9 protein-coding genes are annotated in these 11,925 nt (G+C 48.6%); all 9 read left to right on the top strand.

The features are described 5' to 3' along the window. The first annotated feature begins 5 nt into the window (after positions 1-5). The 9 genes from lpdA (at position 6) to M3630_RS01935 (ending at position 11,798) form a co-directional block, all read left to right on the top strand. The gene (gene lpdA, locus M3630_RS01975; protein ID WP_251251048.1) at positions 6-1,385 is read left to right on the top strand and encodes a dihydrolipoyl dehydrogenase; all 1,380 of its coding nucleotides are present in this window, start codon (positions 6-8) and stop codon (positions 1,383-1,385) included. 189 nt (positions 1,386-1,574) lie between these two features. Then, on the top strand, positions 1,575-3,458 hold the full coding sequence (locus tag M3630_RS01970) for a sigma-54-dependent Fis family transcriptional regulator (RefSeq protein WP_251251315.1): 1,884 nt from the start codon (positions 1,575-1,577) through the stop codon (positions 3,456-3,458). A gap of 346 nt (positions 3,459-3,804) precedes the next feature. Beyond that, positions 3,805-5,499: a YcdB/YcdC domain-containing protein gene (locus M3630_RS01965; protein ID WP_251251047.1), complete on the top strand. Its 1,695-nt coding sequence runs from the start codon at positions 3,805-3,807 to the stop codon at positions 5,497-5,499. A 168-nt stretch (positions 5,500-5,667) separates the two neighbouring features. Further along, positions 5,668-6,030: an SH3 domain-containing protein gene (locus M3630_RS01960; protein ID WP_251251046.1), complete on the top strand. Its 363-nt coding sequence runs from the start codon at positions 5,668-5,670 to the stop codon at positions 6,028-6,030. 159 nt (positions 6,031-6,189) lie between these two features. Next, positions 6,190-7,077 (top strand): MurR/RpiR family transcriptional regulator, encoded by an 888-nt coding sequence (locus tag M3630_RS01955; RefSeq protein WP_251251045.1) that lies wholly within the window; start codon positions 6,190-6,192, stop codon positions 7,075-7,077. 40 nt (positions 7,078-7,117) lie between these two features. Next, on the top strand, positions 7,118-8,419 hold the full coding sequence (locus tag M3630_RS01950; protein ID WP_251251044.1) for a CapA family protein: 1,302 nt from the start codon (positions 7,118-7,120) through the stop codon (positions 8,417-8,419). A 46-nt stretch (positions 8,420-8,465) separates the two neighbouring features. Next, the gene (locus tag M3630_RS01945; protein WP_251251043.1) at positions 8,466-9,725 is read left to right on the top strand and encodes an MFS transporter; all 1,260 of its coding nucleotides are present in this window, start codon (positions 8,466-8,468) and stop codon (positions 9,723-9,725) included. Positions 9,726-9,788: 63 nt separating this feature from the next. Further along, entirely contained in the window at positions 9,789-11,297 is a 1,509-nt protein-coding gene (locus tag M3630_RS01940) for a fatty acid--CoA ligase family protein (protein WP_251251314.1), read from the top strand. Positions 11,298-11,321: 24 nt separating this feature from the next. After that, complete coding sequence (locus M3630_RS01935; protein WP_251251042.1) at positions 11,322-11,798, top strand: GNAT family N-acetyltransferase; 477 nt, start codon at positions 11,322-11,324, stop codon at positions 11,796-11,798. Positions 11,799-11,925 lie beyond the last annotated feature (127 nt).

The raw sequence follows: 11,925 nt of genomic DNA, 5'->3' as shown, positions 1-11,925 counted from the left end.
ATGGGATGAGTACGATTGCAGTGATCGGAGGGGGACCTGCCGGCTACGTTGCAGCGATTGCCGCCGCAAAAAAGGGCAAACAGGTCACCCTGATCGAGCAGAGGGTGTTGGGTGGGACCTGTCTGAACGAAGGATGTATGCCAACCAAATCGCTCCTGGAGTCCGCGGAGATGGCCGAGAAAATAAAGCATGCCGGCCGTTTCGGCATTCGCGTGCCCGAGCGGGAAGTATCGATTGACTGGCCGGGAGTGCAGAGCTACAAAAACAACATCGTACAGCAACTCGTCATGGGAATCGGATTTCTCATGAGAAAAAACAAAATCAAGGTGCTGACGGGCAAGGCTCGTTTTGTCAGCCAACGCCAAATAGCGGTAGAGAATGATCAAGGAGAAGAAATTGTTGAAGCCGATAAAATCATCATCGCTTCGGGATCGGAGCCGATTGAGCTACCGTTTGCGCCGTTTGACGATCGCTGGATCATCCACAGCGGACAAGCGATGTCGCTTTCAGCGGTTCCCCAGACATTGCTGATTATCGGCGGAGGTGTCATCGGATGCGAGTTTGCTAGCATATACAGTCGCATGGGGTGCGACGTGACAGTGATTGAAATGGCGGATCAGCTTCTCCCCGGCGAAGATGCGGATATTGCGGGTGTTCTGCATGATCAGCTGGAACGAACCGGGGTGAAGATCTTGACCTCCACGTCGTTGACCTCGGTCGATCAGCAGACGAAAACCGTTCGTTTCAAGAACCCGGATGGTAGCGGGGAAGCCGCAGCAGAGATTGTGCTGGTTGCCGTCGGAAGGATACCACGGACTGCTGAACTGCAACTTGATCGGGCGGGTGTAGCATTCGGCAAGCAAGGTATTTTCGTAAACGGGCATATGCAAACGAACGTGCCACATATTTACGCATGCGGGGATGTTGTCGGAGGCATCCAGCTCGCCCATGTCGCTTTTCATGAAGGAACGGTAGCAGCCTTGCATGCGTGCGGTCTGGACGCCAAAGCCAATTATCGGGCCGTACCGAGGTGCATCTACACTTCGCCCGAAATCGCTGGTGTCGGCCTCACTGAGAAGCAAGCCAGGTCGCAATACGGAGACGTGCGAATCGGAGAATTCTCGTTCTCTGTTAATGGCAAGGCAATGATTCTCGGTGAAGCGATCGGAAAGGTGAAGGTCATCACGGAACCGGAATACAACGAAATACTGGGTGTGTCCATCGTAGGTCCGCGTGCGACGGAGTTGATCGGACAAGGAACGGTCATGATCCACGGGGAAATGACGGCGGATATGATGGAAACGTTCATTTCTGCCCACCCGACGTTGTCTGAAGCTGTTCACGAAGCTCTGCTGTCTGCCATCGGTCATGCCTTGCACGCCTGAAGCATCGGTGCAACCAAAAGCCCCCTGTAACCCAGGGGGAATTTTGCTTTGGGCCATTGTAAGCGCTGCTATTTTTGATTAGAATTTAGACAAAGAGAGACGACCTTGCATACATTCTGGCAGGAGTTACTTCAGGCGAGTTACTGAGGGAGGGAATGTATCTTGTTTGAATTCGCATTAAGTTCGCAGATGTGGAAGCGGTTCGTTCAGGAAGGCGTATTGGATTCTTCCCGGATTCACCAATCCATCATCGAATCTTGGTATCGCTCCCGGAACGCCCAAGTCAGCCCGTACTTGGATCGGGGAAGGCACATTCTGAGCGGGGAATCTCTTAGGCACCAACAGCAAAAGAATGCTTTGCTAATGGACGTCGCTGCCCCTTTTCTCGAAAAAATGGATCGAATCGCGAGCGAGATGGGAATGATCGCGCTTCTAATCGATCCGGAAGGCTACGTGCTCTGGATGAAGGGAAACAAAAATGTCCGGGAGGTAGCCGAAAAAATACGATTCGTAGAGGGCGTGCGCTGGACCGAAGCCGAAATGGGGACAAATGCAATTGGGACGGCGTTGTCACTGGGGCAGCCGATTATGGTGACCGGCTCGGAGCATTATTCCATAGCTTCCCATGGTTGGAGCTGTGCTGCCGCTCCAATACGCAGCGATGACGGGGAGGTCCTGGGTATCCTCGACGTTTCGTGCCCGGTCGACCGGGCGCATCCATACATGCTGGGGATTGTCACCCAAGCCGCTTATACGCTGGAAAAAGAAGTGAAAATCCGCTCTCATCGCGATGAGATGGAATTGATTCAGGGATCGATGGAAGTACTGGAAAAGGAACAGCCGCTCATTATTTGCACCCCACGTCAAAACGTCGTCGCGGCGAGTAGGTTTATTCGTCAGAACATTCCGAACTGGCGTGGGATGCGTGCCGATGAAATATACATACGCGGGTACCAAAATCGGATGGAAGTGCCGATTTGCTCTGCGGAGCACGGTGGTTTCATCGGCAAATGTATCTACCTTCGGAATGCAGAGGAGCAACAGGTAAGGCAGGCCGTCTATCAGGACAAGGGTTCCGCCAAGCCGTTTCGGTTCCTTGGCGAGGCTGGCACAAGCCGTGTATTTCGAAAGATGCTGGAAGAGCTTGGACGGGTTGCTTCCACGGACATCAATGTCTTTATCCTGGGCGAGACAGGCACCGGAAAAGAAGTGATCGCACGTTCGATTCATGAAAACAGCAAGTGGGCAAGCGGGCCGTACGTTGCGGTAAACTGCGGCGCGATCCCGAGAGAGCTGCTGGAAAGCGAACTATTCGGCTATGTGGAAGGGGCGTTCAGCGGGGCGAAGCGAACCGGAGCGAAGGGGAAATTCCAACTTGCCCACCAAGGAACTATTTTCTTGGACGAAATTGGGGAAATCCCCCACTCCATGCAGGTGGCGCTTCTCCGTGTCTTGCAGGAACGGAAAATTACTCCGCTAGGCGGCAGTCAAGAGATACCCGTCGATTTTCGCGTGATTGCGGCCACGCACCGCAATATCCATCAACTGGTCAAAGAAGGTAAGTTCCGAGAAGACCTTTTTTATCGTCTGTACGTATATCCGGTGCATGTTCCGGTACTCAGGCAGAGGGCAGAAGACATCCCGCACCTCGTTCACCATTACTGCGAAAAGCATGACTGGGATGCTGTTTTCCCTCCGGAATTCTTTGCCGCGCTGATGGCTTACACCTGGCCAGGAAACATTCGCGAGCTTATGAATGTACTGGATAAATTGCGGATTCTCTCTATGAACAGCTGCGACGACCTCTTGCATCTGCTGCATTCCTTGCTCTATCAAAACGCAGAGTTGAGCAAAAGCGTCTCCTCCAGCCTTAGCTTTTCTGAGCAGAGGATGGAGGAACATGGGGCTTCTCTTTCGTTTCGCGATAAGATATTGCAGCAGCAAATGGTCGAGGCGCTGCAAAAGACGAACGGGAATGTGTCGAAAGCGGCAAAACTTCTGGGAATCCCCAGAAGTACATTCTACAAACGAATGCATCGGTTTGAAGAAACGGCAAATTCCCCTCGGAGTTGACGGTGTCAGAGGGGAGCACTACAGAATAAGTCTTCCTCTCTGCCAACTGAGAAAATGGAAGAGAAGGTACGCGAGCTCTCCAGGGGATCCTAAGAAAGTAATTAATAGCGTGAGTTACCTAATTTTTTCTATATGGGTTAGTACTAATGAATCCATCATCGCAACGTAGAGCGGTTATCAAACACGTCCTCGCCGATTAACGTGAGGACGTGTTTTTAAAAACGGGTTAGGGATTATTTTGAAATAGAGGAATAATATGTGACGCAAATAATTGCCCTTCCGTCTTACCGTTGGATAGGTCAAACCGAACTTATTCGCAAATCTGAACACTATTTGGAGGTGCCGAATGAAACTTAATCCATCCATGATGACGGTTATAACGGCGTGCTTACTTGCCTCTGCACCTGCTTGGACTACCCATCAACCAACGGTACAGGCAGCAAGTGATGTGAAAAAGGCAGAGTCTCAAAAGAATGATTATTCCCAAAATGTTCAGGATTCTCTGGACAAGCTATTTCAGGCGATTCCAGAGTTGAAAGGGTATAGGTTAATTAATAAACATTATAAGGAAGACAGCTTTCGCCGTTATCCGGAACCGATCTGGAGCTTGCACTTCACCAACATGCCAAAAACAGCTGAAAAAGAAGAGTATGACGCATACTCATCCGTTAGCCTTGAGCTGGATGCGCATACGGGCCGACTGCTTTTCATGGATATCCGAAATCCAGCATGGGCTTCAGCCGATTATCCGGAAGAAAAGCTTGCCAGAGACAAGGCTGCAACTTTTATCGAGGACTTATTCGGTACGGAAGCAAAACAGCTGAAAGCCGAACAAAATCTCGGCAGAGGAAAAGCAGGATCTGGTGACGGGAAAGGCAACAAGCTGGAATGGGCTCGCTCCACCGTGAAATACCACTCTCTCATCAATGACCTCCCTCTGTCCAACAACTCTCTCTCCGTATCCGTTGATCATGCTGGTCATATTATTCGCTATGAAGCGTATGATTTCATCGATCCTAGCAAAGTGAACTGGCCTGATCCGAAAAAAGCGATAACACTTGAGGAAGCGAGCAAAATCTATAAGGACAAGCTTGAGATGGACCTGGTATACGTATGGGAGCAGCCGATTTCCTATGCTCAAAATGGAAAGCCGGCAGAAAAGAACCCGATGCTTATTTATCAATTGAATACCAGTGGTTGGATCGACGCTCTAACCGGCAAAGTCATAAGGGAAGAAACCGAAATGTCAGGAGAGAGTGTTCATGTAAAAGGAGAAGGGAAAAGCATCAAAATAGCTTCCCGCGAACAAGGAGAGAAATGGCTGAAAACTCAGTTTGGTATTGATGTGTCTGGTGCGACCTTTGAATACGATGATCACAAGGACAATCTTTTGGAAGGCCTTCAGACAATCGAATCCTATCGTTGGATGAACGATTCAAATAAAGGTACGCCTGCATTTGAGATGGTTAGCCTCATTACAGATGAACAGAGTGATCGGCTCATCGACTTCGATCTGAATTTGCCAGACGAACGAAAAACAGAGCAGAAAATCAGTATTGAGGAAGCGAAGAAAAAAGCGATTGCGGCACTCGTACCTTATCTTGACCCGGCGTTAACGGAGCTATCGCTTATCGTAGAGACTCCTGAAGAAGATATTCCGGAGTGGGTAGACAAGAACAAGCTGGATAAGGAAGAGGATAAAGCGTATTCATTCACTTTCTTCGCAAAACGCAACGGGATCGAAGTGTCTGACGAATTTTATATGGTGGGGGTAGACAAGGCGACGGGCGCGATTACCGAGTTAAACCTCCACCCACTCAACCCGGGCGTTACCCTTCCAGATTCCAAGAAGATTGTAAGTACAGAAGAAGCAAAAGAAACGATCCAACAAGAAATTGACCTGGAGCTGGTCTACGTGTGGGAGAAGTATGATGGTCAAAGAGCTCCCGAACCGCAGTTGGTCTACCAGCGCAAATGGAAGAATGGCTATAGCTTTATCGATGCTTCGACAGGGGAGCTCGTCAAGGTGTCCCGCCAATAAATGACGACAGCCGATTTGCTCTCGCAGCAATATCGGCTTTTTTGGTGCGCCTAGACTGGGCGTCGTCTCAAAGGTGAAAGTCGGCAACCACGCAAAAAAATATCCATGAGACATGAGTTCAGATATAATAAGAATATATGTTCCTATTCTTGTGAGGTGTTCCACGTGATGAAGAAAAATGAGGTCGTAATCAAAAATCATCGCTCCAATTATCCGAATCCGATCACGCTTGTAGAAGGGCAAAGAGTTAGAATAGGCAAGTTGTATGATGGACCGGAAAATTGGCAAAATTGGCGGTATTGCTACACCTTGGATGAACAACAGTTGGAGGGCTGGGTACCTGAGCAAATCATTGAAAAAGATGGGGAGATTGGGATTTTGACCACCACTTATACGGCAAAAGAGCTAAATGTGGACGCTGGTGATCGCGTAGTCTTTATGCATGAGTTGAATGGCTGGAGCTGGTGTGAATTAGAGAGCACCGGGGAATGCGGATGGATTCCAAATGAATGTCTCAGTACGGAACGATAAAGAGAAGAGAAGGGGGCATCCGACTACGGAGGCTCCTTTTCGTTATCCACCAAAATGAAGCATAAACTACATTTTCCAAGAAGTATTGAAGTGGATTATTGCAAGAGATATACTATTCTCAAAATTAAAACAAATCAACATGATAAAGGAGCTTCAGGCATGGCACAACTCGTAAAAGAACGGATTCGGAAGCAGTATGGAAAGCTGACAGCAAGCCAAAAAATCATCTGTAAGATCGCGATTGAAAAGCCAAGCTTACTTGCGATCCATACCGCCAAAAAAATCGCGGAGTTTACGAATACCAGTGAAGCGACCGTCATTCGCTTTTGTTATGCATTGGGTTACTCCGGATACACAGAGCTTCAGGAAGAAATCAAAAAGTCTCTATTGATAGGAGACCAAAGGAAGGGGCCGATTCAGAAATATCGAGACACGGAGGTTACGCTGGATCTGAGCAATTACGCTCATCAAGTGATGGAAAGAGATATTGCGTATCTCCAACAAGGCTTGCAGCAAATTGATTACACGTTGCTCCAGGAGGTGGTTAAAAGCATCGTACAGGCAAACCGAATCGTAGTGGTAGGGTTTCGCTGGTGCCATATTCCTGCAAAATGGTTGTTCCAGGCGTTGAATGCGATCAAAGGAAACACACATCTGTATACGGGAGCCGTTGATAACGCAGATTATTTTCTCACCGAACGGGATCAAGAATGGCTAGTCATTGCGATTTCATTTCCTCGTCATCCTGGCGAGACGGTCGCAATGGTCCATTCAGCAAAAGAGCTGGGAGCGAAGATTTTGGCGATTACGGAAGGCGAGTTCTCCCCCATTAGCCAAGTCGCAGATTATCTTCTGAAAATCACCACACCCCAACCCGTTGCCACTAGCGGTATGCCCACACTATTTTCCATGCTAAATGTTCTAATCAAAGGCGTCATGCTCCATGACGCGGAAAATGTCCAGAAACGATTGCAGCACTATGATGAAATCAGTTCGAAGCTATACTCGTTTGTCGGAGAGGAAGAGGAAGACTTCTCGATCTTTTGAAAGCAGAAAAAAGGAGAAAAGGGAAAGGGGAATCCTGCCAATGACCAAGCCGATTTGGTTCACAGCGACTGGCGACAGCTTCATTACTCGCAATCTTCCATACAGGGACCAAGCTTTTGAAGAGATAACCAGCTTGCTGCACCGTGCGGACGTACGCATTGCGAATCTGGAGACGACCGTACACGATAATGAGGGCTATCCCAGCGCACAAAGTGGAGGCACGTGGGCAATGTCACCACCTTCCGTTTTGCAAGTCATGAAAGATTATGGCTTTAACATGATTGGCTGGGCGAATAACCATACGCTCGATTATTTGTATGGGGGACTAGAAGCAACAGAACGATATCTCAATGAGTATGGCTTTGTCCATGCTGGCGCAGGCAAAAATCTCGCTGAAGCTGGAGCTCCGCGTTATCTTGAATGCGAAGGCGCCCGGGTAGCCCTGATCGCTGCGACATCGACTTTTCATCCATGGTGGGCGGCCGGAGATCAGCGTTCGGATAGTATCGGGAGACCAGGTATCAATCCGATGCGCTATGTCATGACACACCACATTACGGAAGAAAAGCTCGCTGATCTGCAAGCCATTGCGGAGTCGACGGACATTAACGCCTTTAACAAGCTTCTCATCGAGGAAGGCTTCATGAACGATCCGGGCAAGGAGATCTTTCTCTTCGGAAATGCACGTTTCATGGTAAGCGACGAAGAAGGGACGACTACCCAGCCGCATCCGCGCGATCTGAACCGAATCGTCAAAACGATTGAGCAGGCAAACAGGCGGGCTGATTACGTCATCGTGAGTATTCACGCTCATGAGATGAAGGGGGAAGCGAAAGAGGTTGCGGCTGATTTCTTGCCTGTATTCGCAAAAGCGTGCATCGATGCGGGTGCACACGCAGTGGTGGGACATGGCCCCCATTTATTGCGAGGCATTGAAATCTACAACAACCGACCGATCTTTTACAGCCTGGGAGATTTTATTTTTCAGACAGAAGCCGTTACGAGTCAGCCCGCAGATTTCTACGAGCACTATGGTTTAGACCACACCCATAATGTGGCAGATGCGTTGGAAGCGATGAGTGCCAACTACACACGCGGACTCTGTGTGCACAAAGAAGTGTGGGAGTCGGTTATTCCCTTGTGGAAAATGCAAGATGGTGAACTTCTCGAACTGGAGCTGCATCCGATTGAACTAGGTTTTGATCTGCCTGTACATCGTATGGGGTGGCCGAAATTAAGCGGGGATACTTCCATCTTAGAGGGGCTTAAAGCGTTGAGTGAACCATATGGCACAGTGATTGAGATCACGGATGGAATTGGGCGCGTGAGACTTACAAAATAGCGGGAAACAGCGGTAGTCTATTTCCTGCACAAACGGAGTGATTCACATGATGGTCAGAATAACAATGATTATGCTGTTTTTGCTATATATGATCAATTATGCGGATAAAACGATTGCGGGATATTCTGCCGTGCCGATCATGACTGAATTTTCATTGAACGAAAAAGACTGGGGACTTGTTGGAAGCAGTTTCTTCTGGTTTTTCTCCATAGCCGGGATTGTAGGCGCGGCATTGTCGGATCGCATCGGGACGAAAAAAATGCTGGCGATCATGGCACTTTCCTGGACTGTCATCCAATTCGGCGCTTATGCGATCGCGGGTTTGCCGATGCTTGTCGTAGCGCGGGTATTGCTTGGAATAGGCGAAGGGCCGTTTTGGGCAACAGTTGTCAGCCATTTAAACAAATGGTTTCCCGAAGAAAAGCGTGGATTGGTTTATTCCACCGTGAACTTCGGTGCTTTCGTCGGTGCGGTTGCTTCCGCACCGGTGATCGTCGCGCTGATTGATAGCTATGGATGGAGATTTTCCTGGGCGTTTATGGGCGCACTCAGTCTGATGTGGCTCTTGGTCTGGCTGTGGATCGGAAAAGAAAAACCACTTGTCAGCGTCGCACCTGCAAAAGTCGAACCTCCGACCTTGCCAAAAGCGAAATGGTCGGATATATCCGGTGTCTTGCTCTCATCCACGTTTCTATTCTGTTTTTTAATCTATTTTGCTCAAATATGGGGGACGACCTTCGCATCCGTATGGGAGCCTGTCTATCTCGTCAAGGTCTTCCAGTTTACGAATCAGGAAATGGCCTATGCGATTGCTGGCACGGGACTTTTAGCTGGACTGATGACCATACTGATTTCTTCCATTGGTGATCGTTTCTTTAAAAAGCATCGCAGCTATCGCAAATCATACGTTCTGGTTGGAGGTGTTTCGATTATACTAGGGGGACTGTGCTTTTACAGTGTTACTCTTTTTCAATCTACGGTACTTGTTTTGATCTTTCTGTGCCTAGGAAAAGGGTTTGCTTTTTCTGTTGGAACAGCTGCCTCAGTCATTGTCAGCAGCTTGTTGCCAGAACGCACGGGACTTTTGGTAGGCGTGTTGTCCAGCCTGGTTACGTTGGCAGGGATCATCTCGCCGCTGGTAACAGGCTCTATCGTTCAGTCTGCTGGCGATATTGGCACTGGTTTTGGCAACGCCATGATCGTCAACGGGTTGCTCTTTATCATTTGCGGCGTGCTTTTCCTGCTATTTGTGAAGCGTAATGAACAAGTCAATCAATCAGCACCGCCAATCCCTCATGTTTCCTAAAAGTAATACTTTATAGGCTTGGTTCCAGATGTTAAAATTTTCTGAAAAGGGGGTAGGTGTGTGATGTATCATTTGAGTGAAGGTCTCATGCAGAGCGCGAAACAGTTTGCGGATCGTCCAGCCATTGTCTTTATGGGAGAAACGACGACGTATGCACAATTCAATCAGCAGGTCGAACATCTCGCAGCAGGACTTGCCCAGCACGGGATTGGAAAAGGGGATGCTGTCGCTCTGCTCATGGATAATCGGCCGCATTTTGTTAGCGCTTACTATGCGATACTCCGCGTAGGAGCTGTTGTTGTTCCCATGAACCCCATCTATACGGCTCGCGAAATTAGCTTCATTCTATCAAATAGTAAAGCAAAGGCAGCTATTGCCTTATCCACATTGCAGCCGGTACTAACCCCGATGAAGGACCAAATAGAAGATTTGCAGCTTCTCATCTACACGGAAACAATTGAAAATGAAATAACGATCGATCAGCTTGTACAGGAAGGGCAAGAGTCAGAGGAAGGATACGCGGAGCCGGAACGAAACGAAGATGACCTCGCTGTAATTCTGTATACATCAGGCACGACTGGCCAGCCAAAAGGAGCGATGCTCTCCCACCGTAATATGGCATCGAATGCGGATGCGATGGGGATATTGTTCGAGTTGGTGCCAGAAGATCGCATGGTCGCGGTACTCCCGATGTTTCATGTCTTCTGCATGACGGTGTGCATGAATGGCCCGATCCGCACGGGAGCAGCCATCATTATCGTGCCAAAATTTCATCCAGTAGACGTCCTTCAAACGATTCGTGAGCAAAAGGCCACATGTTTTGCAGGGGTTCCGACCATGTACAACTATCTGCTACAGGTGCCGACTGCGACAAAAGAAGATTTCTCCTCCATACGGATATACTGTTCGGGAGGTGCATCCATGCCCGTAGAGCTCCTGCACAAGTTCGAAGCGAAATACGATGCCAAGGTACTGGAGGGCTACGGTTTGTCCGAGGCAGCACCAGCTACAACATTTAACCCACTGCACGGGACCAGAAAGCCAGGATCGGTAGGAGTCGATATCCCGCTTGTGAAGAACAAGGTCGTCGATCCGGAAGGAAACGAAGTGGCACGTGGAGAAGTGGGCGAGCTGGTGGTGCAAGGGCCGAACGTTATGATAGGGTACCTTGGTTTGCCAGATGATACGGCAGCGGCGCTTCGAGATGGTTGGTTGTATACGGGAGACATGGCGCGTATGGATGAAGAAGGATATGTGTACATCGTTGACCGCAAAAAAGACATGATTCTCGTTGACGGCTATAACGTGTATCCGCGTGAGGTAGAAGAAGTGCTTTATCAGCACCCTGCGGTTATCGAGGCGGCTGTGATCGGGATTCCTGACGAGGTGCATGGTGAAGCAGTCAAGGCATTTGTGGCTTTGAAGGAAATAGCGGTTTCTCAAGAGGATATTATGGCATTTTGTCGTGACAAGCTGGCGAAATACAAAGTTCCTCGTCAGGTCGAATTCGTAGCAGAGCTTCCCAAAAACACTACAGGGAAAATCTTGCGTCGCTCGTTGCGCACCTCTTAAATGATCGTATGACGGGATGTGGAGGTGTTTGGATTGCTGCGTTTGATTCATGCAACAGAAGGAAATCAATACGAACAAGCACGTGAACTTTTCATGGAGTACGTAGATTCATTAGGAGTTGATTTGAGCTTTCAAAATATTGCGACCGAATTGCAAAATATACCGGGCGAATACGCACCCCCAGACGGTTGTATTTTGTTGGCGTTAGATGATGAACAGCCAGCAGGATGTGTTGCCTTACGAAAAATAGATGAACAAGTTTGCGAAATGAAGAGGTTGTATGTGAAACCTGAATGGAAAGGAAGGGGCGTTGGGAAAAAATTAGCCTTGGCGATCATGGACGATGCGAAATTACGAGGCTATTCCTTCATCCGTTTAGATACGCTTCCTACGATGGAACAAGCAATTCAGCTATACCGCTCGTTGGGATTCTATCCAATTGAGCCCTATCGTTTCAATCCGATTGAAGGCACGCTGTATATGGAGAAAAAGCTCATATAAAACATTGGCAAAGAGGCTTCCCAACGATACGAACCTAGATGCATTAGGTCGCGGGGAGGCTTTTTTCTGTTCTTTACACTCACCTTTATGTAAGTAACTGAACAAAATGTGCATACTTACAAATTTG

This window comes from Brevibacillus sp. MER 51 (assembly GCF_023714195.1).
Classification (GTDB): domain Bacteria; phylum Bacillota; class Bacilli; order Brevibacillales; family Brevibacillaceae; genus Brevibacillus.
Note: the sequence above shows the minus strand (reverse complement) of the source record. Positions and strands in the feature narration are given on the sequence as shown.